Annotated in this window: 25 protein-coding genes and 1 pseudogene; 2 read left to right on the top strand and 24 right to left on the bottom strand. The window is 45.8% G+C overall.

Annotation, left to right across the window (positions count from 1 at the left end; genetic code table 11):
• Positions 1-289: 289 nt before the first annotated feature.
• From JCM12259_RS04100 to JCM12259_RS04125, 8 genes are all read right to left on the bottom strand, one after another.
• The gene (locus JCM12259_RS04100) at positions 290-1,156 is read right to left on the bottom strand and encodes a hypothetical protein (protein ID WP_025065521.1); all 867 of its coding nucleotides are present in this window, start codon (positions 1,154-1,156) and stop codon (positions 290-292) included.
• A gap of 10 nt (positions 1,157-1,166) precedes the next feature.
• A complete protein-coding gene (locus JCM12259_RS04105; protein WP_025065522.1) occupies positions 1,167-1,604 on the bottom strand; it encodes a DUF6108 family protein in 438 nt (145 codons plus the stop codon).
• Positions 1,605-1,635: 31 nt separating this feature from the next.
• Positions 1,636-2,082 (bottom strand): PG0215 family putative anti-sigma factor, encoded by a 447-nt coding sequence (locus JCM12259_RS04110; RefSeq protein WP_081784150.1) that lies wholly within the window; start codon positions 2,080-2,082, stop codon positions 1,636-1,638.
• 71 nt (positions 2,083-2,153) lie between these two features.
• On the bottom strand, positions 2,154-2,633 hold the full coding sequence (locus JCM12259_RS04115; RefSeq protein ID WP_025065524.1) for a GFO_1088 family ECF-type sigma factor: 480 nt from the start codon (positions 2,631-2,633) through the stop codon (positions 2,154-2,156).
• A 423-nt stretch (positions 2,634-3,056) separates the two neighbouring features.
• Positions 3,057-3,179 carry a dehydrogenase gene (locus JCM12259_RS16060; RefSeq protein WP_081784151.1) on the bottom strand — a complete coding sequence of 41 codons (123 nt, stop codon included), beginning with the start codon at positions 3,177-3,179 and terminating at the stop codon, positions 3,057-3,059.
• Positions 3,179-4,270 (bottom strand): DUF4270 domain-containing protein, encoded by a 1,092-nt coding sequence (locus JCM12259_RS13745; protein ID WP_309546400.1) that lies wholly within the window; start codon positions 4,268-4,270, stop codon positions 3,179-3,181. The genes JCM12259_RS16060 and JCM12259_RS13745 overlap by 1 nt, the downstream gene beginning before the upstream one ends.
• On the bottom strand, positions 4,267-4,659 hold the full coding sequence (locus JCM12259_RS17600) for a DUF4270 family protein (RefSeq protein WP_309546399.1): 393 nt from the start codon (positions 4,657-4,659) through the stop codon (positions 4,267-4,269). Before JCM12259_RS17600 ends, JCM12259_RS13745 begins: the two co-directional genes overlap by 4 nt.
• A gap of 23 nt (positions 4,660-4,682) precedes the next feature.
• Positions 4,683-5,495, bottom strand: coding sequence for a glycogen/starch synthase (locus JCM12259_RS04125; RefSeq protein ID WP_025065525.1), 813 nt, complete (start codon positions 5,493-5,495; stop codon positions 4,683-4,685).
• A gap of 169 nt (positions 5,496-5,664) precedes the next feature.
• Between JCM12259_RS04125 and panC the strand changes: the two are divergent.
• Together panC and panD are read left to right on the top strand one after the other, a co-directional pair.
• A pseudogene (gene panC / locus JCM12259_RS13750) lies at positions 5,665-6,539 on the top strand (pantoate--beta-alanine ligase).
• Positions 6,536-6,895, top strand: coding sequence for an aspartate 1-decarboxylase (panD, locus tag JCM12259_RS04135; protein WP_025065526.1), 360 nt, complete (start codon positions 6,536-6,538; stop codon positions 6,893-6,895). The pseudogene panC and the gene panD overlap by 4 nt, the downstream one beginning before the upstream one ends.
• A gap of 132 nt (positions 6,896-7,027) precedes the next feature.
• On the opposite strand, the gene JCM12259_RS04140 is transcribed toward panD, so the two are convergent.
• The 16 genes from JCM12259_RS04140 to JCM12259_RS04225 form a co-directional block, all read right to left on the bottom strand.
• Positions 7,028-7,948 (bottom strand): DUF6261 family protein, encoded by a 921-nt coding sequence (locus JCM12259_RS04140; protein WP_025065527.1) that lies wholly within the window; start codon positions 7,946-7,948, stop codon positions 7,028-7,030.
• Positions 7,949-8,333: 385 nt separating this feature from the next.
• On the bottom strand, positions 8,334-9,812 hold the full coding sequence (locus JCM12259_RS04145) for a hypothetical protein (RefSeq protein WP_148299567.1): 1,479 nt from the start codon (positions 9,810-9,812) through the stop codon (positions 8,334-8,336).
• Positions 9,813-10,097: 285 nt separating this feature from the next.
• A complete protein-coding gene (locus JCM12259_RS04155) occupies positions 10,098-10,286 on the bottom strand; it encodes a hypothetical protein (RefSeq protein WP_025065530.1) in 189 nt (62 codons plus the stop codon).
• A gap of 460 nt (positions 10,287-10,746) precedes the next feature.
• A complete protein-coding gene (locus tag JCM12259_RS04160; RefSeq protein WP_025065531.1) occupies positions 10,747-12,492 on the bottom strand; it encodes an AAA family ATPase in 1,746 nt (581 codons plus the stop codon).
• Between the two features lie 12 nt (positions 12,493-12,504).
• Positions 12,505-14,994 carry a transglycosylase domain-containing protein gene (locus JCM12259_RS04165; RefSeq protein ID WP_025065532.1) on the bottom strand — a complete coding sequence of 830 codons (2,490 nt, stop codon included), beginning with the start codon at positions 14,992-14,994 and terminating at the stop codon, positions 12,505-12,507.
• A gap of 73 nt (positions 14,995-15,067) precedes the next feature.
• Positions 15,068-15,967, bottom strand: a complete 900-nt coding sequence (gene miaA, locus JCM12259_RS04170; RefSeq protein ID WP_025065533.1) for a tRNA (adenosine(37)-N6)-dimethylallyltransferase MiaA — start codon at positions 15,965-15,967, stop codon at positions 15,068-15,070.
• A 36-nt stretch (positions 15,968-16,003) separates the two neighbouring features.
• Positions 16,004-16,774 carry an acyl-ACP--UDP-N-acetylglucosamine O-acyltransferase gene (gene lpxA / locus JCM12259_RS04175; protein ID WP_025065534.1) on the bottom strand — a complete coding sequence of 257 codons (771 nt, stop codon included), beginning with the start codon at positions 16,772-16,774 and terminating at the stop codon, positions 16,004-16,006.
• A gap of 9 nt (positions 16,775-16,783) precedes the next feature.
• Complete coding sequence (locus JCM12259_RS04180) at positions 16,784-18,169, bottom strand: bifunctional UDP-3-O-[3-hydroxymyristoyl] N-acetylglucosamine deacetylase/3-hydroxyacyl-ACP dehydratase (protein WP_025065535.1); 1,386 nt, start codon at positions 18,167-18,169, stop codon at positions 16,784-16,786.
• 14 nt (positions 18,170-18,183) lie between these two features.
• Positions 18,184-19,215, bottom strand: a complete 1,032-nt coding sequence (gene lpxD, locus JCM12259_RS04185) for a UDP-3-O-(3-hydroxymyristoyl)glucosamine N-acyltransferase (protein ID WP_025065536.1) — start codon at positions 19,213-19,215, stop codon at positions 18,184-18,186.
• Positions 19,216-19,798: 583 nt separating this feature from the next.
• The gene (gene pyrF / locus JCM12259_RS04195) at positions 19,799-20,623 is read right to left on the bottom strand and encodes an orotidine-5'-phosphate decarboxylase (RefSeq protein ID WP_025065538.1); all 825 of its coding nucleotides are present in this window, start codon (positions 20,621-20,623) and stop codon (positions 19,799-19,801) included.
• Between the two features lie 12 nt (positions 20,624-20,635).
• Positions 20,636-21,748 carry a peptide chain release factor 1 gene (prfA, locus tag JCM12259_RS04200; RefSeq protein ID WP_025065539.1) on the bottom strand — a complete coding sequence of 371 codons (1,113 nt, stop codon included), beginning with the start codon at positions 21,746-21,748 and terminating at the stop codon, positions 20,636-20,638.
• A 2-nt stretch (positions 21,749-21,750) separates the two neighbouring features.
• Positions 21,751-22,914, bottom strand: a complete 1,164-nt coding sequence (locus tag JCM12259_RS04205) for an AIR synthase related protein (protein WP_025065540.1) — start codon at positions 22,912-22,914, stop codon at positions 21,751-21,753.
• A 17-nt stretch (positions 22,915-22,931) separates the two neighbouring features.
• Complete coding sequence (locus JCM12259_RS04210; protein ID WP_025065541.1) at positions 22,932-23,678, bottom strand: shikimate dehydrogenase family protein; 747 nt, start codon at positions 23,676-23,678, stop codon at positions 22,932-22,934.
• Between the two features lie 42 nt (positions 23,679-23,720).
• Positions 23,721-24,455, bottom strand: a complete 735-nt coding sequence (ubiE, locus tag JCM12259_RS04215) for a bifunctional demethylmenaquinone methyltransferase/2-methoxy-6-polyprenyl-1,4-benzoquinol methylase UbiE (protein WP_025065542.1) — start codon at positions 24,453-24,455, stop codon at positions 23,721-23,723.
• A 7-nt stretch (positions 24,456-24,462) separates the two neighbouring features.
• Positions 24,463-25,410, bottom strand: a complete 948-nt coding sequence (locus tag JCM12259_RS04220) for a phosphoribosylaminoimidazolesuccinocarboxamide synthase (protein ID WP_025065543.1) — start codon at positions 25,408-25,410, stop codon at positions 24,463-24,465.
• A 26-nt stretch (positions 25,411-25,436) separates the two neighbouring features.
• Complete coding sequence (locus JCM12259_RS04225) at positions 25,437-26,384, bottom strand: PhoH family protein (protein ID WP_025065544.1); 948 nt, start codon at positions 26,382-26,384, stop codon at positions 25,437-25,439.
• Between the last annotated feature and the right edge of the window lie 114 nt (positions 26,385-26,498).

The following is a 26,498-nucleotide window of genomic DNA, read 5'->3' on the forward strand; positions in this document are numbered from 1 at the left end:
TGGAGTTCTTTTGCATCGCGTTACGACTGTTTATATTTGCTTGTTTAATCATCTCTTTAATTGTTCCTTTTGATCGGCCTCTCGCTTGTTCAGACCCCCATCCCCCTAACTTAGGGGGCTAAGAACCGGGGGCAAAGGTATAACAATCTTTTGGAATAGCAAAATAAAAGATAAAAATTTCTTTCCTTTTTATTAATTAGCATGCCATGCCCGACGCCCTCAAAATTACAAAAACAAGGTTTCGGCCGCAGCCGAAACCTCAAAAGTTAGCGGGGAGAATGCTTGCGCTTCAGAAGATTAAACCGAATGATAATGTCTTGAACTTCGGACCATAACCATCGCGCAAAAGATGGCAAGGACTATACTTGAAATAGAAGTCGGGAATGCCTTTGACGGAGAATGTACCCATGAAATCAACGGTCACCGGATTCACACGCACATCTGTATCCACATCTTCCACCTTGTGTCCATTTAGCCTGTAACGCGTCTTCAAGCTGCCATAGGTGTTGAAATTGATAACCGGACCGAGGCTGAACTCTGCCCAACGCCCCTCATAATGATACCGCAGAGGCACGTTGATGCTGAAAACCTTGATGCGAGAGAAGCGTGGCGTGCTGCCTGCGGGATAGGAATCGAGAGCCACCGCGCGGTTATCCTTCACAAAACGCAGGTCATCCGTTATCCGATAATTACGCCAATCGAGTCCGAAACCCACAGAGAATGCATGACCGTTGCGCCATGGATAATAGGCCCAGTCTGCCACAATCCACCATAGTTCCCACGAATTGAAAGGCTGGACATCAGCACCCGAAGGCATCCCCACAGCATTATTGAAACCTGCTGCAAAGTGCATTTTGCATTCATTCTGTGATTTTTTGCCTTTCCGAGGCTTACTGAAACCGGCGATAGAGAAGTTCCAGGTTTCACCGTTCAAAGCCGAAGTGCTCACATAGTTGCTGTCGACCAACTGGATATTGTTTTCATAATGATAGAGCGGATTAGTCGCACTGCCCCACACTTCCACACGCTGAACAGAGTCGCCCGTAATGATTCTGACCTTCCGCGGCTTCTCCACCACCACGGTGTCATTGTCTGTTGATGCCGCAAAGGCCGACGTGCTGAAAGCCAATGCCAGGCAAACGAAGATTGTTTTCATAAGCTATAATTTAATTTATCAATTTCCTTAATTCGGCAATACTTGCCACACTTCCCTCCATATAGACCACAGTAACCGTTGCCAAACGGCCTTTCGTCTGCGTGAGATAGCACAGATAGCGGTAAAGACCATGCTGCTGTGGCAGGCTCATGATGAGCGTTGCCGTGCCTTTGCGGTTGGTCTGTTCGGTTCCCGTAGCCAACTTTCGGTCGCGTTCCACTAATTCATCTGCGGCCTTGCGCTGCTGTTCATTAGCTTTGAAACGCACACTGTGGTAGAACTGCAGTCCATATTTGCTGATAGCACGCCCTTTCACGCGGACCTCTACCATCTCTTCGCGCGGCACAATCTTGCCCGTGAAGAGCGCATTCACGCTCAATCCCTGTTGAGCATGCCCCACGAGGGCAAGCAGTCCCAATACGATTGTCAAGAAAATGCGATGTTTCATAACGCTGTATTTAATGAGTTTCCGTTTTATTTTAGTCTGTTCCGAAGATGTCGTGCAGCTGAGAATCAACGCCGGCAGCATCATTCTGGTGAAGACTTTGCAGCGTTCCATCAACCTCTTGCATCACCTGTGCAGGGTCAGTCACGTGCCGATTATAGACATACGCCTCACAATAATCCTGCCGACCGGGACTCCACAACAAGCTTCCAACAGCAAACATGATGGCTGCCGAGGCCGCAACGCCCACAAACACCTTGCGTACAAGCAGACGAACAGGCTTCGGCTTGCGCTGCGCCACAATCTCTTCATCCGACTTCATGGCTGCAAACGAACAGAACAACTCACGCATCGGCCGCAAGTCTTCAGCCACCTCTCCGCCCGCAAAGTAGCGATAGAGCTGCCGCTCCTCATCAAGCGAGGTCTCGCCCGCCATGAAACGGTCTGTCAATTCTCTGATTATTTCATCATTATTCATCATGCTGTTATTTTAATCATTATTCTCTTCCACTCCCTGCAAACGCTTTCCCACGTGCCAAGGCAAGACCAATGTCAGTTTGTCTTTGCCCATTCGGATAAGCGAAAGCGTTCCCTGACGGCCTGTCGGGCACGGCTCAACGCCTTTCTTACAGCCACTTCTGAGCTTCCCGTCAATGCAGCTATCTCGCTCATCTCCATTCCCTCGACATGGCGCAAGCGCATTATGGTCTGTTGCAATGTCGGCAACGTATCAATAATTCGCATCACCCTCGCATAGCGTTCATCACGCGTCGGCTCGCCTTCTGCCAAGTTTTCAGACATTTCAACCATCGGCTGCCGCCGCCGGATGAGGTCAATACAACGATTTTTTACCAACACCGAAGCCAGCGGTCCCATGGGCAAGCGCAGCGAATCGAGCAGTTGCCAGAGCTTGAGTAACACATCCTGCACGACATCCTCGGCCTCATCACCATCCTTCAGATAGCCTTGGGCGATGGCGAGCATGCGGGGTCGGTTGCGTTCCACTTCCTCTTTATATTCTTCGATGGTCATCGATGTCGTCTCTGTTCTTTGCTTCTATTACGCAAAGTTACATCATTTGTGACATCCCAAAACGCTTTTTTTATGTTTTTCGTCAATAACGTCAACCTTATGAATGAGATGTCACCCTATGTCGCAGGGATATTCTCCTACTTACACAATTGCAAACCAAGTCTTTCTGTCAAATTAATTTCCCATGTCTTTATCATTTCATGGAGACCGAGTAAGCCTGTTTTGTTTCGCAGTTAGCGGTTGATTGAATTGTCATTAACTATTAAACGACGCACAATGAAGCGTTAATTGCAATGCATTTAACGGTTTGTTGTAACGCACATGGTGATAGACTGATTGGCGATCGATCATGAGCTTTCGGAAAAAAGAAATGCGTTGACATTTTGGGTCAACGCATTTCAATAATGATGGAATGTAATTTTATTAATCGTCATGTGGTGGAGTGGGGCGGCGTTTGGATAGGGGCAGATGCCCCTTCTTACGCAACCACTCTGCCTTACGCCGCTCATAATCGAGCTGATGACGCTCTAAGAAGTTGTCTGCCATCACTTAAATTTGCTGTAAATGACTTGAATCGTCACGGGGGCATTCGTATTGTGGCTTCCGCCGACTAATCTGGTGCTCGTCATCGACATGTCGTGAACGATGCGGGTCAGTATATTGACGTCGTTGCCCATAGCGTTTTTGCTCGTTACATAAGTTGTGTTGACGGGGATAATAACCGCTTTATTCCAGTTGGCCGACTTCTTATCTGATCTATTCATGGCTGAGATCAACCCCGAAATGTTGTTGAATGTGTAAGTATTGTAGTTATAACTCGTTCCTTTATCATACGTCGCGAGGAATGAATTTTTGTTGTTTGTAATGCGATCGTTCTCGAAAAACGAGTAGAGACTATCTTTGGGAATGATCAGTAAAGTGGTGGGCGCTTTCAATGCATAATCGCTTTGCACGCTGTTATTGATACGGGTCAGCACCACTTTGGCCGAATTGATGGTATCGTTCTTATGCTTTGAGAGTATCTGTTCTACTGGAATGGTTATCTCGGTGAATATTCCTGCCGGCGTTTTCAGATATGTACACGTGTTGTCTGCAACCAATTTGGGAAGTATGTTGTGATCGTTTGTCACGGTAGTCTTCTGCAATACTTCCTCAGTTCCTGCAAACGATGCAATGCCCGATGCTATAACGAGACTGTCGCGTTTGCGATCTTTTGACTTGACAGTTGTCTTATACCTTATATATATATTCAACTGACTGTTCGTAATGTAGGCCATCGATCCCAAACCGCTTTGACTTTTCAGGAAGAAACCGGGCACAACATTGTGTATGAATCGGTAAGAGTTTCTGAAATTAGCCGGATTTTTGTAGTAGCTACGCATCACATAAGTTCCGTAGTTATTATAAACGGTTCCGTCTTTATCGGTATATTCTTTATCGAGTCGGATGCGAACATTGTGCGAATATTTTTTGGAATTTCGCTCTTTGGGGTTTACGCTCAAATCAGTCAACGTGTAGGTTTGATCTACTTGCAGTCCGTTAGTGCGCAAATATCCCTCTTTCGACGGATCAAAGTTGGAATAATATTTCACGTCTTCCTCCATCGGTTTGCCCATTTCGTATGCCGTGAGCTTCATAGCAGCCAAAGAATCGCCGTAGAAACTCCTGTAAAAGAGACGAATATCGCATGAGTCGCTATGATTTCGCCATTGAGCTTGCTGGCAACGCTATCGCGTATGGGGAAATTTTGAGTGTAGTCTTCTAATGTGTGGAACTGAATCATACAATCGCCTGTGACATAATCGCCTGTCTCCGGGTCTCGGATTTTTCCCAAATAAGCTGTACTGTTGCGGGCAAGAACGGAGTCGGCCGAGATAGAACGTGTGGAAATAGTGAAAGTATCAGTGGTGATTTCCAATTTGTCGATATTATTCGTGAGACTGGAACCGATATCATTCGTCGTGTCGTCACATGAACTGAGCGCCAATATGGCGATGAGCAGACCTCCTAATAATTGAAGTTTCATTGTGAAAAGAAAATGACAAGTGATTAATCTTGATCTGGGAAGATCTGATTATAGAAATCTTTATAAGCGCTGCCGAAGTCTTCGCCCGGATAATTCAATAAGGGAAGACCTTTTTCCTGGGCATATTTGAGTAAATCTTCGTTGGCTTTGGGAGTGGCTTCGATCACACCGTCGGAATAGTCTATTGCTAATTTGCCCAATTCGAAGAAGTCGAATTTCTCGGCATAAGGTTTCAAAAGTGAGGCTTTTGCTTCTCTAAACGCAACGGAATGTTTGAAATTGTCGCCCAAATCTGTTTTCAAGCGATCGTGGAACAATGATGTCACAACCTTTGTGTTGGCAAAAGACGGCTCATCTTTATAAGCTGTTTTGATATAAAACGGTATGACGGCAGCCATCCATCCTTGGCATTGGATTACGTCGGGAGCCCAACGCAGTTTCTTAACTGTCTCCAAAACACCACGTGCAAAGAAGATGGCGCGCTCACCGTTATCAGCATATTCCACGCCCGATTCATCCGTAGCCATCTGTCGTTTGGCGAAATAGTCGTCGTTATCAATAAAGTATATCTGAATGTGTGATGATGGTATGGAAGCTACTTTGATGATCAACGGGTGGTCGGTATCGTTGATGATGAGATTCATTCCCGACAAACGGATTACCTCGTGCAACTGTCCGCGACGTTCATTGATATTTCCCCACTTGGGCATGAATGTCCGGATTTCTAGTCCTTCATCTTGAATCTTGTGCGGAAGTTCGCGACCCATAACGGATAATTCGGTTTCCGGAACATACGGAGCTATCTCTTGATTGATGAATAGGATTTTCTTAGCCATACTCTAACTTGTTTTCTTGGCTTGCAAAGATAGTAAAAATACTTCACACAGGGCTGATTCAGCGTGGATTTAACGATAAAGTGCATTTTTATTGGGATATTTTTATAATTATTCCTTCTTCTTTAAGGAAAATGATCGTATTTTTGCAGCGCAAAAGAAAATAGATGAAATGAAAGTATTTGATAAGATTGTCGACCTCCAAAATGAGCTGTTTGTTCTTCGGAAAGAAGGTAAAAATATCGGACTCGTGCCCACTATGGGAGCTTTGCACGAAGGTCATACATCATTGGTGAGGCGCAGTGTTGCCGAGAATGACATTACCATTGTTTCCGTTTTCTTGAATCCTACGCAATTTAATGATCCCAACGACTTAGAGAGATACCCGCGGACGCTGGATGCCGACTGTCTGTTGCTGGAACAGGTGGGTGCCGATTATGTCTTTGCTCCATCCGTCGGCGAGATATATCCCGTGCCCGACACGCGTCGTTTTGAGTTTCCTCCCGTTAGCACCGTGATGGAAGGAGCAAAGCGGCCGGGACATTTCAATGGCGTTTGTCAAGTTGTCAGCGACTGTTTTATATCACGCGGCCGACGAGAGCTTATTTCGGAGAAAAAGATTGGCAGCAAATCGCCGTCATCAAACAATTAGTCCGATTCCTCAACTTAAATATTCAGATCGTCGAATGTGATATTGTCAGAGATCCGGACGGACTTGCCAAAAGTAGTCGAAACGCTTTGCTCACGCCCCAAGAGCGCGAAATTGTCCCGGCGATCTATCAATCACTGTTGGCAAGCGTCGATTATGCGAAAGCGCATTCGGTGAAAGAGACCGTGGAAAAAGTCACGACAGATATCAACTCCGTCCAAGGTTTGGAGGTTGAATATTTCTCGATCGTCGACGGAGAAACTTTGCAGGAAGTCAGCTCCTGGAACGATTCGCCGTATATCGTGGGTTGTATTACCGTCTATTGCGGCGCCACGCCCATTCGTCTGATTGATCATATCAAATATAGAGAGCCCAAGAGAGGAGTATTAAAACGATGATGATAGAAGTATTGAAATCGAAGTTGCACTGCGTTCAGGTGACAGAGGCCAATCTGAATTATATGGGCAGTATCACGATCGACGAAGATTTGATGGATGCCGCTCATTTGATTGCCGGCGAGAAAGTGCAGATCGTGGATAACAACAACGGCGAACGCTTGGAAACCTACATCATCAAGGGCGAGCGAGGCAGCGGTTGCATTTGTTTGAACGGTGCAGCTGCACGCAAAGTGCAGGTCGGCGACACCGTAATCATCATCTCTTATGCACTGATGGATTTCGAAGAAGCCAAGACGTTCAAGCCCACCGTTGTCTTCCCCGAACATAACCGTTGCACAAAGCGCGATGTGGACTGAGTAGTGTTGAATGATTTATGATTGCGCGTAAGCGAATCATAAATCGACCTACCGCACCTACCCCACACAGCAAAAAGGTGAAAAGACAGCCATCACCCATCTTTTCACCCTTTCCCCGGTTAATTCATTTTTTCACTCTTTCACTTCTTTCAGCTCATCCTTCTCGCGCACAACCCACAGCGTCCGTTTCGGATCGGTGCTGTAAGCCAATTCATAGGCTTTCTTTTTGCCGGAGCCTTGCGTTTTTCCGGTAAAAGTGAGGACGTTGGGGGCGATGCCGTTGGCTTCCTCAAAGCGGCGGATCAGCGGGGCGAGTTCTTTGCGGAGCGCCTCGAGCTGCTTCTCGGCGCGGGCTTTGTTCGTGGCGGCGCGGTTGGCCAGGAGCGTGTGACGATTGTCGACCACGGCGTTGTACTCGTTGATGAGGGCCGTAATTTTCGCGCTGGGTTCGAGGTCGTCGAGCGAATCGATGCGGCGCAGCACGGCGTTGAGCGCCGCGTCGGTGTTGGCGCGCAGGGCTTTGATGTCGAACGTGCCGGTGGGGATCGTTTTCTTAAATCGCGCTTGGAAGCATTTGTCGAAGGCGGCGTTGGCGGCTGTGAGGCGGGTCACGGCGCCTTGCAGATTCGTGCGACCGACGCTTAACTTGGCCTCGGGCGTGTTGAGATCGGTGATCAGGTTTTGGATCATGGCCGTTTCTTTGGCATAATTTTGTGCGGCTGTGTCGGGGTAGCGATCGAGGATGTCGCGCAGCATCTGTGCCGGACCCGCGATGTTTTTGTTGGTGTCGAGCAGGCACGCGTCGAGCAGCAGCGTGAGCACGCGATAGGCTTTGTCGCGGGCGCTGTCGAGTTCGCTCAACTCGCGTGTGCCCTCCATTTTCTGCGGCAGGTTGAGCGCTTCGTCCTCCTTGCCGATGGCCGCTTCGAGGGGTGCGAGCAACGGGTTGAGCTTCTCGATGTTAGCCGTTTTACACATGGCCAACACGTGGCCGGCAAACTGGAAGTGCTCCATGTTTTGGAGCGAAAACTTGCGGATTGATTTTATTTCCATGTCGTTTTTATTGAAAAGATGAATAATTTAAGCAAGATACGGGTGTTGAAAGGCAGCCTGAACTGTTTTTTAGTCTTCAACACCCGTATCTGAGTAGTTTTTATCGTTTGGAGCAAATTTACGCCCGTATCTGAGTAGTTTTTATCGTTTGGAGCAAATTTACACCCGTATCTGAGTAGTTTTACGCATGATTCTGCTTTTCGACACCCGTATCCGGGCAAAAAATGCTGTTAGGAACAAATTTACATGCGTTTCTGAGTAGTTTTACACGTAGTTCTGCTTTTCAGCACTCATTTTCGAGCAATTTCTACTACTAAAAAGTAAATTTACCTCTGTCTTTATCTGCATTAATTTTCCTACGGATAAGAAACACTCACTATTTTGCCTAATATTTAAAGAACGGGCGAACTTTCACGCCGTAAATATTACTTCCATGCAATACATTCAATTTGAGATTATATGACGTTCCAACAGGTTCCATTTTGACATTCCAAGAACAGTTTGTAAAGCCCGGATTAATCTCCGTACTTGTATAATAAAATCCGTTGGGGACTGTTCCGCCTCCAAATTGAGTAAAAGCCCTATTTGCCATGTTTGCATTGATGCTTACTTCGGTAGGCGCACCGGCTATGGAACCGGCATGTAAGGCTGAAATGAGGTACTTCCATTCGCCTATTGTAGGGAGATACGACTTTTTGCCACCGGCAAGGCTACCTATCAATGGAGGGCCGGGATTGAAATATCCTGCTGCACGCCAGCATGACCCATCGAGTAGAATGCCTGTGGCATAATTGTCCTGGTCGGCTCTTGGATAAAGAACGGTTGTCCCGGGAGGGCGATGTGCCACATAATTCGGATCCCAGGTGTAGCGCCACCCGTCCATATCATTGATATACCATTCGTAAGGATAATTGTTGGCTGTGGTTGTACTGATTAAATCAAATCTGCGGGTATAAATGTTGTTTGGCCCCATTGGGACATCGTGCAAAGCAATGGCCATGCGATGACTTCGGCTCAACACGAGACCGATGGGCTGCAATCCGACAGCCACCTTCGCGGGAACATCGCGCGTAAGCGCCACCGAGCCGTCGTTCATCAGATAGAGAAAGTTGGGCCACAGATTAACCTGTATGTGATAAATCTTGTTTAAGTCGGCATAAAAATTAGGCGTTGTGTTAAACCGAAGATGGTACCCGGTAAGATTTTGATTAAAAAGATTTCCCCCGGTAAACACAAGGCTCAAATTACTGCCTAATGTCAGAGGTAAGAGGGGCAGATAGTCGTTTTGCCAAGCATAGTTGGTGCCCGAAAGTGGAGAACTGGCCTTATAATAGAGATTTCCTATAACATAATCGCCCACGGAAGGGGTGCTGTAAGAATTTGCCGGCATCGTAAAAGTTCCGATCATCGGACTGCCATGCGCAAAAAGATAACCCGTTATTTGACCTTCCCCGATAGGGACGTCTGAGCGGAGCACCGTTGCTACCAGCGATCCTACATGCTTGAGTGAGAATGTGAGTGTGAGTGTTTGGTCTCTGGGAGTCGGGGTAATCACAACATTATCCAGCTTTCCGATCATTGCCTTTCCGGCAGCGGTACGATCCATCCTCAGCTCATTTCCTATAGACTGAAAATACTGATTAGTGAGAATAAAGGTATATGTTCCCGGAGTCAGTGAAAGACTTTTATTATAACCCGGATTGGGCGAGAAAACTCCGCCACTGATAGTTCCCACAAGAGCCCCTTTCAGCACCCCGGATTGATAAGCAACAAGAAGATAAATACCGTTGCTAAGAGCACGCGTTTGGGCCGGTGATACAGGTTTCTGCAAAAGTGTGTCGCTTGTTACGCAAACTTCTGCCATCAGCATTGCCTATGCTTACGGTATCATGCCGGAGGGTATCACGAGTGTGAATAGCAGCCGATCGTGTTTCTACTTTTGTCGTATCATAATCGAAGAACTGCACTTTGAATTTAATTCCATTCACACTAACTGCGTCTTCCTTCTCTGTAATATTGTCATGCTCATTGCTGCAGGCTGCCAATAAAATGCCGGTAATAAACACTATCAGATATACTGATAATCTGAATAAACGTATTTTCATTGTTTGTTTTATTATTTATATCTTATAATTTCTTTGTTAGGGTATTAAGGAGCTATCGACTCGTATTCACCGATATACATGTCTCCACCGGTATGCCCCGTCGCCGGGTCCCAACCTTCTTCTCCTGAGGCTTGCATATGAGGAGTGATGGTAGTACAAATAAAATTCTCTGTTTCTGCTTGAATGATTTTACATTTTGGAGGAATATATCCCACCTTGTTTTTTGTTTTCATATTTTTTACAATTAAAGTTGTTGAATTAAGTATTGATGGTTATGTTATTTTCATTTCTGCCATTTGATGCACGGGCATGAAAAAGCGAACAAAGGGAACTCCTCGTGAGCCCTTTGCTTATTGGGGTTTAGTCGTCTCCCCTCGCGCGCGCGTAGGATGAGACGTGAAAGGCGGTTACGCCAGGTGCGATGTGTGTGTGTGTGTGTGTGTGTTAAGACTTTTTCCGAGATATGCAAATATAAAGCGTTAAAAGATGCAAGGAAATCCGAGTTTCTTTGCATCGCTGTGCTGCTGTTTATATTTGCTTGTTTAATCATACTTTTCGTTTGATCCTTTTGATCGGCCTCTCTCTTGTTCAGACCCCCATCCCCCTAACTTAGGGAGCGAAGGAGGCGAAAGCGGAGACTGGGGGCAAAGGTAAGTAATAAATCTTAACTGTGCAAGAAATGGTGGAGAAAAGTTATTTGTTGGGTTTCAATTTATTGAGTCTTCGCTTGGCTTCGGGCACGTCCGGACATAGTTCGAGGGCTTTTTCGTAGTTTCGAATAGCGGCTTCGGGCATGTGCTCGCGTTCACAGTCGCGCCCCATCATGGTATATTCTACAGCCAAACGTTTGAGGAACTTCTCCTTGGATTGAAGGGCTTTGTGTAATCGAGCAATCTCTTCCCGTTGGCGATTGATCAAGTTCAGTTTGCGACGAATGAGCCGTTTGGAGGCTGGATGTTCTATATCGTAACGACTGTGGATGGCCAAGAAGAATTGGTCGAGGGTTGTTTGCATATCGCCTTGATTGAAAGCGATTGCCGCATCGTGATATTCCTTGTCGGCTTTGCTTTGTTGCAGGGCCGAATGGATGATATTCGGATTGTTGTAATTACGTGCAAAGTTTATGACTTCGGGTCGAACAAAGACATCGTTACGGCGAATGGGTTCGCTCAGACTGATGCCTTCGAGCGATGTGCAGCGTGAGAGGGCCACATAGGTTTGGCCTCCTGCAAAGACACCTCCTGTGAAATCGATCTTTACGTGTTTGAAAGTGAGTCCCTGGCTTTTGTGCACTGTGATTGCCCAAGCCAGTCGGATGGGGAATTGGGTATAGGTTCCAATTTCTTCTTCCTCTATCTTTTGCTCCTTTTCATTGAATGTGTAGCGCACATTGCTCCATGCTTCACGTTTCACATCAAGGTCGCGGCCGTCTTCGGTGCGAACGTATATTTTGCTCTCTTGTTGTTCGTCGCTGATCCCCGTGATAATACCGAGAGTGCCGTTGACCCATTGTTTGTCTTTGTCATTCTTGATAAAAAGAATCTGTGCACCCGTTTTGAGTTCGAGATCGAGTGGGGTGGGGAGGTTGTTCTCTGGAAATTCGCCCGTGATAGAACCTCGAAAGTGGATCGTTTCGCCCGGAAGTTGTTCCAATTGGTGGGTATTGATGTAGTCGACCGTGTCTCTTCGAGCCGACAGCGTGATGGCCAGCTGATCTCCTTCGGTTTCGATTGAGCCGCCCACTTGTTGGTTGAGCCTTTCTAATTCGGCATCGCTGACTTGTGAAATTCGTATGTGGTCGAGAATGTTTATAAATGAAGGATCACGTTGGCGATAGGTTTTCATCAGTTCGATTGACACAAGTTGTATCTCGGAGAAGACTTTGGCATCGAAGAAGAAGCCCGAGTTGTAAAAAGGAAGGAGCAGTCGACGATCGTCTTCTTTCATGACTGGTTCCAATTGATAAATGTCTCCGACAAGCAGGAGTTGTTTTCCGCCAAAAGGCTCGCGCATATTCCGATTATAGATGCGCAATACTTTGTCGATAAAATCGATGATGTCGGCCCGTACCATACTGATTTCATCAATGATAATCAGCTCTACTTCACGAATGAGTTTGAGCTTTTCACCGTTGTATTTCAATGTATCTCGAATATTTCGAATGCTATATCGTGAGTCGTTCGGTAATAGAGGATGGAACGGAAGTTTAAAGAAACTGTGCAGTGTGGAACCTCCTGCATTGATTGCTGCAATACCGGTAGGTGCCAGAATGATGTGTTTTTTCTTGGTGGTAGCAGCTATGTAACGCAGGAATGTCGATTTACCCGTCCCCGCTTTACCTGTAAGGAAAAGCGAGCGACGGGTAAATTGTATGATTTGGAGTGCATTTTGCAACTCCGGATTATCTAAATCGATGTGCTCGAAGTGGGTTTCTGTCACGGTCGTTTTAGCTTATAAATCATCCAGATTCACTTCTCGCTCAGTGGGACGAGTGTGTTTTCCCTCTTTTTTCTCGGTCTTATCGTTTCCTGCTTCGTTAGGATTCGTTTGTTGCTGAATGGGATTTCCGTTCTCATCAAGTATCATCTCGCCTTCTGAAATATTTGTGCTGTCGCGTTGGGTGGTGTCTCGACGGGCATGCGGATAATAGCTGGCACAATTATACATGTCGCGTGTGATGTCGCCGTCTTTGGCTGCTGGGAATTTCGCATGATATTGTTTGAATGTGGGATCTTTGAAAACGGCTTCTAAAAAATAGCCGCATATCGGCAAAGCTGTTCTGCTTCCTTGTCCCAAAGCACCTGTGCGGAAATGGATAGACCGATATTCGCCTCCCACCCAAGCACCGACAACGAGCTTGGGACTCACTCCCATAAACCACGCATCAGAGTGATTGTTAGATGTTCCGGTCTTACCGCCGAAGTCGGTATCACGATAATTACCTACATATCCCCATAAACTCATCGATGTTCCGCCAGGTTCGCGCATACCGGCTTGTAAGAGTTGCTGGACGAGGAATGCACTTTTATAAGGAATGACTTGCTCTTCGCCGGTGGGAGCTGTATAGACTTCGTGTCCGTCTTTATCCAAAATGCGTGTCACCAAGACCGGCTCATGATGCTTCCCATCGTTGGCCACCGTTGCATAAGCATTTACCATCTCGAGCAAATTGACATCGCTCGAACCCAAAGCGAGTGATGGAGCGTTGTCCAAAGGACTCTTGATTCCCATTTTGTGGGCTGTTTCGATAATGCGGGCGATGCCCATTTCTTGACCTAAACGCACGGCAACAGAATTGATGCTGCGAGCGAACGCCGCTTTCAATGCCATCGAATCGCCCGAAAACGAGCCGTTGGCATTGGATGGAGTCCATGTCGTCATCTCGTGTTTGCGTTTGTCATAGACTTGCATCGAGATATATTCGTCGCGTCGTTTGTCACAAGGTGTCAAACCTTGGTTCATTGCTTCGGTATAGACAAACAGTTTAAACGTAGATCCGGGTTGGCGCATGGCCGTCACTTTATCATATTTCCATGAATTGAAATCAATATCGCCGACCCATGCTTTGACTGCTCCCGTCTGCGGTTCCATGGCTAAGAAAGCACAGTGCATGAAATGAACCATGTACCGAATAGAGTCCATTGTCGACAGTTCTTTCTCTATCACACCCTTTTCGTAATCAAACAATTTGACGGTATGCGGTTTGTTGAGGTAATATTTGATGGAATCGGGATTGTTGGGAAACCTTGCTATCAAGGATTTATACACAGGTTGGCGCTGTGCAATATTCTCAATGAAATTGGGAATAACTTTTCCATTCTCATCTATCCACGGATCTTTGTTGCCCCAATGATTATTGAAGTTTCGCTGAACCTGTTTCATTTGCTTGATGGCAGCAGCTTCGGCATACTTCTGCATACGTGTGTCGATGGTGGTATATATCTTCAATCCGCTGCTATAAAGGTCGTAACCATTGTCACGACACCAGTCTTTGAGATAGTCGGCAACAGCTTCACGGAAGTATTTTGCTTGTCCGTCATAATTGGTTTCAACGTTGTAATTCAGTTTGATTGGCTCAGCAGAGAGCGACTCGAAAGCCTGTTTAGATAAATCTCCATGTGTAACCATATTGTTGAGAACCACATTTCGACGGCGAAGGCTATTCTGCGGATAGGTGATCGGGTTGTAGTGCGTGGTTGCTTTAAGCATACCCACGAGCACGGCTGCTTGTTCTGTGGTGATGTCTCTGGGTGTTGTATTGAAATAAGTCTTGCAAGCTGTCTTGATGCCGAATGAATTTGAACCGAAATCCACAGTGTTTGCATACATCGTGATGATGTCTTTCTTATCGTAAAGCATTTCGAGTTTCAATGCGATAATCCATTCCTTACTCTTCATTACGAGGATTCGAATCCCCGGAATTTTGCCGAGAAGACCTGTGGAATACTGTGTTCGCACGCGAAACATATTTTTAGCCAATTGCTGGGTGATGGTGGATGCACCGCGAGCATCATGATGAATGAGTGCATCTTTCATCGCTGCAAACATTCCTTGGAAGTCGATGCCAAAATGATGGTAGAATCTTTCGTCTTCGGTATCGATTAAAGCGTGCCAAAATTGCGGATTTACTTCCTCGTATTTAACAGGTGTCCGATTCTCATTAAAATATTTTCCGATGAGTTTATTGTCTGCACTGTAAATTTCGGAAGCCTCTGACGTGTTGGGATGCATGATCTGAGCGAAGCCTGGTGACTTGCCGAATAGCCAGAGAAAATTGATATCCACCATGCCGAGATACAGAAAAAGAGCAATCATACCCGATACAAGTGCAACGCCGGTTTTTATATACCACGCTCTACCTTTATATAGTCCCTTGTACCAAAGCCATAAAACACGACATTTTCCGATGCTCCAAGAGAATGCTTTCCGAATCTTATTCATAATCATTTTGCTGTTGTCTGCTGATCAGGCAGATGAGTTTTGAGATTTACAAAAATACAAAATAAGTCTGTATTTACTGTTTCCCGTCTATATAATTTATGATTTCTTCAATGTTATCGGGTGTAAACCAAGCGATATCTTCATCGCGTTTGAACCACGTCAGTTGTTTTCGACAATAGCAACGGGTGTTAGACTGGATTCTGCGGATGGCTTCTTCTAATGGAATTTGGCCTTCGAAATAGTCGAACAATTCGCGATAACCCACTGTGTTGAGCGAGTTTAAACCTCGATAAGGATACACTCGGCGAGCTTCTTCGAGTAATCCGTTGGCCATCATTTGCTCGACGCGCTTATTGATACGATCATATAATTCTTCGCGGGGGCGATTCAAGCCCACCTTGATAATATGAAACGGACGTTCTTTAACTGTGTTTTTACGAAAAGAAGTATAGGTCTTACCCGTCATGTGGCATATTTCCAGTGCATGAACCACTCTTCGTGGGTTGTTCCGATCAACGATTTCATAATGCTCCGGATCAAGTTTCCGAAGCTCTTCTACCAATGCCGGTAAGCCTTCTTCGGCTAATCTGCGTTTCATCCATTGACGAGTCTTGTCGTCGATAGTGGGTATGTCGTCGATGCCTTTACACACGGCGTCTACATACATCATACTTCCACCTGTGAGAATGACATGCTTTCGCGCTGCAATGAACGGTTGATTGAGCAGTGAAAAGACGTCTTTCTCAAAGCAAGAAGCACTAAAATAATCTTGGATCGTGTGATTGCCTACAAAGAAGTGTTGCACACGCCGTTGCTGTTCGGCTGTGGGAGCGGCTGTACCAATGGGCAATTCTTTGAAGATCTGACGTGAATCGGCATTGATGATGGGGCTCGCATAATGTTCGGCAAGTTGCAAACATGTCTCTGTTTTACCCACACCAGTAGGACCGACGACCACAATCAGCGTATCCATTCAACTCGGAGTGCGAAGTGCGCAACGCAACTTCGTTTATTTAATAATACCTCGTCCGGATGCTTCAACAAAGTTGATAATGTATTGAATTTCCGGAGTTATGCGCAGATTCTTCTTAATTTCGAGGATGCCTTCAGCTCTGATACCTTTTGAATAGAGCAGACGATAAGCCTCATGAATGAGTTCTATTAGCTCGTTACTGAATCCGTGGCGACGTAATCCAACGACATTAATTCCCGCATAACGTATCGGTTCCTTTCCTGCAATCACGTAAGGGGGAATGTCTTGGCTTGTTCTGCTGCCACCTTGCACCATAACATAGCCGCCGATGTGGCAAAACTGGTGACACAAAACCTCTGCGCTGACAATGGCATGATCGTCTACTACGACTTCACCTCCGAACTTTGTGGAGTTCCCGATGATGAGATTTGAACCGAAAACGCAGTCGTGTGCAATGTGCATATTCTCCATTAGAAGATTGTTGTTACCCACAATTGTCGTACCTTTCGAAGCCGTTCCGCGCGAGATCGTTACGTTTTCGCGAATGCTGTTGCTGTTGCCTATTTCGCAAATAGAATCTTCTCCTTTGAATTTCAGGTCTTGTGGCTTGGTCGAAATGCTTGCACCGGGAAAGATCTCGTTGCCGTTTCCCAATCTGGCTCCATAATTAATGGTGACACTATTTTGGAAAACGTTATTGTCGCCGATGATCGTATTACGGTCAATAAAGCAGAAAGGGCCGATAATATTGCCGTCACCGAGTTTGGCTTCGGGATGTACGTAGGCTAATGGACTGATCTGATTCATACTCGTTCATCATTTATTCTTAACAATCTGTGCTGTAAATGTGGCTTCCGAAACAACATGATCGCCCACGAACATGTAGCCTTTCATCGAACTGACACCGTGTCTTACGGGGTTTAAAAGCTCTACTCTGAATAGCAAAGTGTCGCCGGGTACCACTTTTTGACGGAACTTTACCTCATCGATTTTCATAAAATAAGTGGACCATCGTTCTGGTTCTTCAAGTTGATTGAGCACCAACAAACCACCGCATTGTGCCATGGCTTCGATTTGAAGTACACCAGGCATCACGGGCTCTTGTGGAAAATGTCCTACGAAAAACGGTTCGTTGCTCGTTACATTCTTAACTCCGACGATACTATTAGGCCCCATAGCAATGATTTTGTCTACCAATTGCATCGGATAACGATGTGGAAGCAGCTCCCGAATACGGTTGTTATCCATTATGGGAGGATCGTTTGGATTATAAATAGGTGCTTGTATCTCGTGTTTTCTGATTTCTTTGCGGATCAATCGGGCAAATTTGTTATTGATGGTGTGGCCCGGACGCGTTGCGACAATACGTCCTTTGATGGGCTTCCCGATCAAAGCCATATCTCCGATAATATCAAGCAGCTTATGACGCGTGCATTCGTTCTCCCAAACTAACGGCTTGTGCTGAATATATCCCAATTTGGTGGCATCCATGTGAGCCACTTTCAACTGGTCGGCTAATTGATCCAAAAGCGCTTGATTGGTCTGACGTTCATAGATAACGATGGCATTATCCAAGTCGCCTCCTTTGATTAAGTTGGCTTTTAACAATGGTTCGATGTCACGAACGAAAACAAACGTGCGGGCCGGAGCAATCTCTTCGGCAAAAGCATCAATGTTATCCAGTGTTGCGAATTGACTGTTGATAAACTTGGAATCAAACGAACACATGGCCGTAATACTAAACTGATCGTCAGGCAGGATCGTAATGCACGAGCCTGTGGCATCATCTTTCACCTCGATTTTGTGTCGGATGATGTAATAATCCTTAGGTGCGCTCTGCTCTTCGAGGCCTATTTGTCGGATCTTTTCAACATATATCGCAGCCGAACCGTCGAGAATTGGAAACTCGGGACCGTTGACCTGGATGAGACAATTGTCTACACCAAGTGCATAAAGAGCTGCAAGGCCATGCTCAACTGTCGAGATGCGCACATCGTTTTTAGACAAGACAGTGCCGCGTTGCGTGTCGACAACATTCTCGGCGATAGCATCCACGATGGGTTGATCATCCAAATCGATGCGTTGAATCTTGTAACCTGTATTTTCCGGGGCTGGATTGAATGTGACTGTAAGACTCAACCCTGTGTGCAAACCTTTGCCACAAAGAGAGAAACTACCTTTCAGTGTATTCTGTTTCAGCATAACTTTTCTCGTATTTATTTCTTTTCTAATTCTTCAATTCGTTTTTGTAGGGCATCGATTTGCTTATATATCTCCGGCAACTTGCGGAATATAGCCTGTGATCTGAAATAAGCTTTGGGTTCCATCGGTGGTGTACCGATGAGCGACTGATCGCTTTTGAGGTTGCCGGGAACGCCCGATTGTGCACCCAAAAACACTTTGTCGCCGATGGTTATGTGTCCGGCGATGCCCACTTGACCGCCAAGCATACACCAACTTCCCACTTTCGTGCTACCGGCAACGCCCACTTGTGCCGACATCACTGTGTTTTCGCCGATATCTGTATTGTGAGCGATTTGCACCAAGTTGTCCAATTTTACACCTTTACGGATGTAAGTGCTTCCCATTGTAGACCGATCAACACACGTGTTGGCGCCGATCTCCACATCATCTTCGATTGTCACGATACCGATTTGCGGTATTTTATCATATCCTTCGGTCGCAGGTGCAAATCCGAAACCATCTGCACCGATTACACTTCCGGCGTGAAGTGTGATACGATTGCCCAGTTTGCAATCGTGATAAATGGTGGTGTGGGGATAAATCACGCAGTTTTCGCCCATGGTTACATGGTTGCAAAGTGTGGCGTGCGGATAAATTTGACATCCGTTACCGATCTCTACGCCGTCGCCGATATAAGCAAATGCACCGATATAGCAATCCTTACCGATCTTTGCCGATGGTGAAATAAAAGCCAACGAATCAATACCACACTTTTTTGTGTTGGCCGATTCGTACATCTGCAACAGTTTGGCGACACACTCATAGGCGTTTTTCACGCGTATCAGCGTAACTTTTACGGGTTGTGTTAGCTCGATTTCTTCGTCAATCAACACCACACTCGCCTGCGTATCATATATATAATGTGTATATTTGGGATTCGATAAGAATGAGATTGCTCCCGGAACGCCTTCCTCTATCTTAGCAAAGGAATTGACGACAACACTTTCATCGCCGTCGACTTTTCCTTGGATGAACTGAGCGATCTGCCCTGCTGTAAATTCCATTTCTGTCAGTTACTTAATTTAATTCTGCAAATATAGCAATTTTTAGGCAGAAACGGGGACAAGAAATCTAATATTTGTCGTTTTTTTTGAAAGTTGGCAATTATTCCGCAGTTAATAAGGAGGGAAGCCCCTTTTCCTCAATAGATTTATGACTTGTTGGCTATCGATTTGTAAGTATTGATTTCAAAGTGCCTATCGAAATGGAAAATAACGAAAGTGTTACTGCAAAAGATTACTTATGTAGGCGCAGAGCAAATAGAGGAAAATACTGTCTGTAAAATCGTTTAATCATACTTTTTATCTCATAGTATATTAATTACTTACTATTTAAACGATAGTTGGTTTTCGATAAGTGCTTTTTCGCCTTGCGATTAACCGTTAAATGTGCTGCGATTAATGGTTAATTGCAAGCCATTCAACGATGAGTAATTGTTTGGAAAGTTATAAATGGTTGGACGAAAGCTATCTAATGGATATGAATAAAAGGAGCAAATGTAAAATGTTATTGCTCCTTTTATTCGCTTATTTTAATAGGATTGCAATGCAATCGGGTATTATCTATAATATGAAGAAAATGAGAGATTTATCTGATATTCATTAATTCTATTTCCATCTGTTGTTGAAGTTCCTTCGCCTTTTGTGCTGCTGCTTCGGCGAAATCTGTTCCTTGACTGGCATAAATGATGCCGCGACTACTGTTGATAAGTAGTCCACAGTCTTCGATCATCCCATATCGGCACACCTCTTGCAGGCTCCCACCTTGTGCACCGACACCCGGAACGAGGAGGAAATGCGTGGGAGCGAGTCGCCGAATGTCTTCAAACATCTGTCCTTGTGTAGCTCCTACGACATACATCATGTGTTCATCGTCTCCCCATTTTTGTGATTTGCGCAGTACTTTTTCAAAAAGTCGTTCGCCGGTGGCATCTTCCGTGAGTTGAAAATCACGTGATCCTTTGTTGCTGGTCAATGCAAGTAGAATCACCCATTTGCCTGGATAGGCGAGGAAAGGCGTCACACTGTCTTCGCCCATATAAGGAGCGACGGTGAGTGCATCTATATTGTATTCCTCAAAAAAGGTACGGGCATACATGGCCGACGTGTTGCCGATATCGCCGCGCTTGGCATCAGCGATGATGAAATGTTGCGGATAAACGTCTTTTAGATAACATATAGTGCGTTCAAAAGCCTGCATCCCCTTCACGCCCAAGCACTCGTAAAAGGCTAAATTGGGCTTATAAGCCACGCAAAAAGGAGCTGTCGCGTCAATGATTGCTTTGTTGAAATCAAAGATAGGATCGTTGCTCATTCGCAGATGAGCAGGAATTTTCCGAACATCTGTATCTAAACCTACGCATAAAAAGGTGCGTTTGGCAAAGATTTGTTCAATGAGTTGCTGTCTGTTCATAGATGAATGAATTTATAGTTCACTTTCTTTCATTCGCTCGGCATTCTCTGCCACAGTGAGCGCATCAATCATATCTTGAATGTTTCCACCCAAAAAGCCTTGCAGATCGTGTGTCGTATAGCCGATACGATGATCGGTAACGCGACCTTGGGGGAAGTTATACGTACGAATTTTAGCCGAGCGATCGCCCGTAGAAACAAGACTTTTGCGACGATTTGCAATGTCATCGACATACTTCTGATGCTCTCTATCATAGATGAATGTACGCAGACGCGAGAGCGCTCGCTCTTTGTTTTTGGGCTGATCGCGCGTTTCGGTACACTCGATGAGTATTTCTTCCGTCTCACCTGTGTTGGGATTCTTCCACGGATAACGTAGACGTACACCAGATTCTACCTTATTCACATTCTGTCCGCCGGCTCCCGAGCTACGAAACGTATCCCATTTAATGTCACCTTCGTTGATGTTGACTTCGAATTTATCGGCTTCGGGCAGCACGGCTACCGTTGCAGCTGAGGTGTGCATACGGCCCTGCGTCTCGGTGGCAGGCACTCGTTGAACACGGTGTACGCCTGATTCGTATTTCAACGTGCCGTAAACCCCGTCGCCGCTCACGGCAAAATCGATTTCCTTGAAGCCGCCCACAGCTCCTTCACTTGCACTGGTTACAGAGAGAGACCAGCCCTTCGAATCGCAGAACTTTTTGTACATCTGAAACAGGTCGCCTGCAAACAGGGCAGCCTCATCACCTCCTGTACCAGCGCGAATCTCCATCTGGACGTTCTTGGCATCTTCGGGATCTTTGGGAACAAGCGCCAGTTTGATCTCTTCTTCTATCCGGGGCTGCAGCGATTCATTGGTTTGCAGTTCCTCACGAGCCATTTCCCGCATATCGGGATCACTCTCATTAGTCAGCAAATCTTTGGCCTCACGGATAGCATTTAGACAATCGATGTAACGCTTGCGGGCGTCCATAATATCACCAAGTTCCTTATATTCGCGTGTAAGTTTAACGTAACGGTCTTGTTCTGCGATAACGTTTGGATCAGTAATCAGCGTCGAAACTTCTTCATAACGGCTCTCCAAACCGTCTAATTTCTCTAATATTGTATTTTGTTCTGCCATATTTAATAGTTGAATGTTCCGTATTCGGAGTAGATGGTCAGCGCTCGTGGGCCTTCTTCTATATGTCCTATAACCTGCGCATCAATGCCAAATGACAGACTGATATTGATAATCGCGTCGGCGATTTCGGGCTGAACGTATAACTCCATACGGTGACCCATATTGAAGACTTGGTACATCTCTTGCCACGGAGTGCCGCTTTCAGCTTGAATCATACGGAAAAGTGGGGGAGTGGGGAACAGATGATCTTTTACTACGCGACAGTTATCGCCCACGAAATGCAGCACTTTTGTCTGTGCGCCTCCGGTGCAATGCACCATTCCGTGAATGTCAGCGCGATGCTTATCCAGTACGCGTTTGATAACGGGTGCATACGTTCGCGTAGGCGAAAGCACCAATTGTCCGGCATCAAGAGATAGTCCTTCTATGGCATCTGTCAGTTTTTTGTGTCCGCTGTAAACCAATTTTTCGGGGACATTATGATCGAAACTCTCGGGATAAAGCGCCGCGAGATATTTTGAAAAGACATCGTGGCGGGCGCTGGTGAGTCCGTTGCTGCCCATACCTCCATTATAACGGTCTTCATAAACTGCCTTACCCGTAGACGAAAGTCCCACAATTACGTCACCAGGTCGTATGTTGGCGTTATCGATTATATCAGCTCTTTTCATCCGACACATTACGGTTGAATCGACGATAATCGTGCGAACAAGGTCGCCGACATCAGCCGTTTCGCCGCCAGTAGGGTATATTCCGATGCCCATTCGGCGCATTTCGGCCAGCAGCTCGTCTGTTCCATTGATGATAGCAGCAATTACTTCGCCTGGCACCAATAGTTTATTGCGCCCGATTGTGCTTGAAACCAAGATGTTGTCTACGGCTCCCACACACAGCAAATCGTCTGTATTCATCACCACGGCATCCTGTGCAATGCCTTTCCAAACACGCAAGTCGCCCGTCTCTTTCCAGTACATATAAGCCAAAGCCGACTTTGTTCCCGCCCCGTCTGCATGCATAATGTTGCAATATTCGGAGTCGCCACCCAGCACATCAGGTATTATTTTACAGAAGGCTTGTGGATAAAGGCCTTTGTCAATATGCTTAATCGCATTGTGAACATCCTCTTTGGCGGCACTTACACCGCGCATCATATATCTGTTTTCCATATTGAAATGTGTCTGTTTTACCGTTCGTGCCAGAAGTCCCAACTTGCAAACGCTTGCAAAAGCAGCATTTCGAGACCGTTTTTAACGGTCGCTCCCTGCGCTTTTCCACGTTTCATAAAGAGCGTTTCGTCTGGATTGTAAATCAAATCGTATAAAAGCGTATGACTATTCATCGCTTCATAGGGTAGGTTAGGGCATTCGTCAGCGTGCGGATACATACCAACGGGTGTGCAATTAACGATTACATTATACTCGCGAATGTCTTCCGGCGTAAGCCTTTCATATTGAATTGTATTGGGATGGGTGTCACTGCGACTCACAAAAAGAGTTTTCAACCCGAGTGAACGCAGTCCATAATCGATCGCTTTGGATGCTCCGCCGGTGCCTAAAATAAGCGCTTTCTTATGGCAAGGCTCAAACAGAGGCTCGATACTCTTGCTGAAACCGATTACATCACTATTGTATCCTTTAAGCAAAGTCTTCTTTCCGTTGTGTGTTACGCGTATTACGTTCACCGCTCCGATGGCTTCGGCTTCAGGCGTAATGGCATCCAGATAGTCGATTACCTGTTCTTTGTACGGCAGGGTAACATTGAGTCCGCGCAGATTAGGCGTTGAATCAAGAATCTCTCGCAGGTTTTCAATAGACGGAATTTCATAGTTGATGTACTGTGCATCGATTCCTTCGTTCTCGAACTTCTCATTAAAGAAGCCCACCGAGAATGAATGTCCCAGTGGATAGCCGATTAATCCATATTTATCCATCGCTCTTGGTTGTTATGTTCATAATGTGTAGCAGACTAAAAACTATTTGGTTGCGAAATACATTGTGCAAACGCCGAATGTGAGTCGCCTGTAACTGGCCTTAGAAAAGCCTGCTTTACGCAGAATATTCACCATTCGGTCGCCTTGTGGAAAGGCTTCAATGGTGGCCGTGAGATAGCGATAAGCTTCCTTATCTTTGGAAATCAGTCGGCCGTACAGGGGCAGAAACGTGTGCGAATAAACCTTGAACAGCCAGCGCATCGGGGCAGAAATGGGAGCGGTTAACTCGACAATGCTTAGGTGTCCACCCTTTTTCAGCACCCGACACATTTCTGCCAATCCGCGGTCTAAATCTTGAAAGTTGCGTATTCCGAATGCTGCGGTTACGGCATCAAAAGTCTCGTCGGCAAAGGAAAGCGACAAACAGTCTTCTTTCTCGAACGAGATTATTCCCTGTAATTCCGCTTCTGCCACTTTTTTCTGGCCGATATCCATCATTCGTTGGGATATATCCACGCCCACAAGTCGACTTGGTTGCAACATCTGTGCAGCCAAAATCGCAAAATCGCCGGTGCCGGTCGCGATATCAAGTACCGTTTTCGGGGCAAAGGGTAATAACTGCTTTATAGCCTGTTTGCGCCAACCTTTATCAATATTCAACGACAAACGATGGTTCAGAGTATCGTAAGTGGGCGCGATACTATCGAACATCCGTTCCACTAATCGTCCCTTTTCGCCTAAGCCGTTGTAAGGCTTTATCTTCTCTTGTTCGTACATCGGGCATTTATCTCGAAGCCAAATAGGCTTTTACGTTGCGTTCGATACGAGCGGAAATATCGCCATTCTCAATAGCTTTATCAAACTTCTGGCCTGTGATATGCTCGTAAAGCTCAATGTAGCGGTCGCTCACACTCTTGGCATAAGTATCTGTTATTTCGGGCATCGACTGTCCAGGCTCGTTCATAAAATCGTGTTCAATAAGCCATTGGCGCACAAACTCCTTAGAGAGTTGGCGTTGAGGCTCTCCCTTTTCAAACTTTTCTTCGTAGCCATCTGCATAAAAATAGCGACTGCTATCAGGTGTATGAATCTCATCGATAAGGTAAATCTTACCGTCACGTTTACCGAATTCATATTTCGTGTCAACGAGAATGAGTCCCTGTTTAGCGGCAATTTCCTGTCCGCGACGAAACAGTTTGCGTGTGTAGTCTTCAATAACCGTGTAGTCTTCGGCCGTTACCACGCCTTGACTGATAATCTCTTCGCGCGAGATATTAAGGTCGTGCCCCTCATCGGCTTTAGTCGTCGGTGTAACGATAGGTTCGGGGAAGCGTTGGTTTTCGCGCATACCTTCGGGCAATTTAACACCGCACAACTCGCGTTCTCCCTCTTTATATGCCCGCCAAGCACTACCCGTGAGGATGGAACGAATAATCATCTCCACTCTGAATCCTTCGCATTTGAGTCCCACGGTAACCATCGGGTCGGGCGTAGCGAGTTTCCAATTGGGGCAGATGTCACATGTCGCATCCAAAAACTGGGCTGCAATCTGATTGAGAACTTGCCCTTTAAAGGGGATGCCTTTGGGTAGAACGACATCGAAAGCAGATATTCTGTCGGTGGCAACCATCACCAGTAAGTCGTCGTCGATATTGTAAACGTCGCGTACTTTACCATGATAAACACTCTTTTGTTTATCAAATCGGAAATCGGTTTTAGTCAGTGCTTGCATCATTTCTATCTTGTTATAAGTTAGTTTTACTGTTCTTTGCCTTTGTCGTAAGTATCATAAGCATTTACGATCTTTGTTACCAGCTTGTGGCGCACAATGTCTTTCTGGCCTAACGTGATGACAGCAATGTCGTCGATATTGCCCAATACCCGCAAGGCTTCACGCAAACCGCTACGTTGTTCGTGCGGAAGATCAATCTGTGTCATATCTCCCGTGATGATCATTTTGGTGTTCCAGCCCATCCGAGTGAGGAACATCCGTATCTGTGCAGGTGTTGTATTCTGCGCTTCATCAAGTATAACGACCGCGTCACTCAATGTCCTGCCACGCATAAACGCCAATGGTGCAATCTGAATGACGTGTTTCTCCATCATATCTTGCAGTTTGACAGCTGGCAGCATATCTTCGAGCGCATCGTAAAGTGGTTGCAGATAGGGATCGATTTTATCTTTCATATCACCCGGAAGAAAGCCTAATTTCTCGCCGGCTTCTACTGCCGGGCGACTGAGAATAATCTTTTTGGCTGTCTTCTCTTTCAAAGCTTTCACCGCTAAAGCAATACTGAGATAGGTTTTACCTGTTCCAGCCGGCCCTACGGCAAACAACATATCGTGTGTTTCGTATGCTTCGATAAGCTTCTGTTGGTTTTCGCTACGCCCTTTGATGGGCCTCCCTGAGATGCTATATATGAGAACGCCCTTCACACTCTCTGCTTTGGTCTTACGATGCTTGATGATATCGAGGATGTCTTCTTCCAAAAGAGAGTTAAAACGTAGTAAATGCAGGCGTAGGTTCTCGATGTTTTCTTCAAATTTACACATCTCTTCCTCATCGCCCAACACGCGAATAACGTTGTCTCTGGCTACGATGCGCAACTTCGGAAATAGCGACTTAATGATCTGCAAATTACCATTGCCTACGCCATAAAACATCATCGGATCAATGTCTTCTAATACGATATGCTTCTCTATCAATGTATAATACCCTTCAAGTATGGTTATTTTGCCTACAAAAGTACACTAAAAATATGAAAGCTGCAAATAAAACAAATTGCGAATTTTATGTTCTGAATTAATTTGTTACCTTTG

It is taken from the genome of Hoylesella enoeca JCM 12259 (assembly GCF_000613405.1).
Classification (GTDB): Bacteria; Bacteroidota; Bacteroidia; order Bacteroidales; family Bacteroidaceae; genus Prevotella; species Prevotella enoeca.